We start from the raw sequence: 466 nt of genomic DNA on the forward strand, positions 1-466 counted from the left end.
CCACCCCTCCCCCCCCCCCCCCACCCCACCCCCCCCCCACCCCACTCCCCTTCCTTTCCTCCTTCCCCACCCCCTAATCCTCCTCTTGAGGCCACCCTCTTATCATATGGTTTTTTGGTCTTTTCGGTTTTCCAGCACGGTCAGTCGTTGTTTGAGTTCGCTGTCTTCGTAGACGGTTTCTTGGTCTTGGCGGTTTTCCAGCGCGGTCAGCCGTTGCTTGATGTCGCTGTCGTCGTAGACGGTGTCTCGGTCTTGGCGGTTTTCCAGCGCGGTGAGCCGTTGCTTGATGTCGCTGTCGTCGTAGACAGTGTGGAGGTGTTGACAGTTCTCCAGCGCGGTCAGCCGTTGCTTGAGTTCGCTGTCGTCGTAGGCGGTAGACAGGTGTTTGAAGTTCTGCAGCGCGGTTAGCATTTACGTGGTGTCGGTGTCGGCGGATGGGGGGGGGAGGTATGTGCGGTTTTGCAGG

Annotated in this window: 1 protein-coding gene; it reads right to left on the reverse strand. The window is 59.2% G+C overall.

Annotated elements, in window-relative coordinates; genetic code table 11:
- Positions 1 to 102: 102 nt before the first annotated feature.
- Entirely contained in the window at positions 103 to 411 is a 309-nt protein-coding gene (locus tag ACTHUT_RS21890) for a hypothetical protein (protein ID WP_440419924.1), read from the reverse strand.
- Positions 412 to 466 lie beyond the last annotated feature (55 nt).

The sequence above is a fragment of the Neisseria sp. P0022.S010 genome, assembly GCF_051956635.1.

What these genes read in the sequence shown, in the direction of transcription:
- ACTHUT_RS21890 (WP_440419924.1), bottom strand. Translation starts at nt 411, where the DNA reads ATGCTAACCGCGCTGCAGAACTTCAAACACCTGTCTACCGCCTACGAC.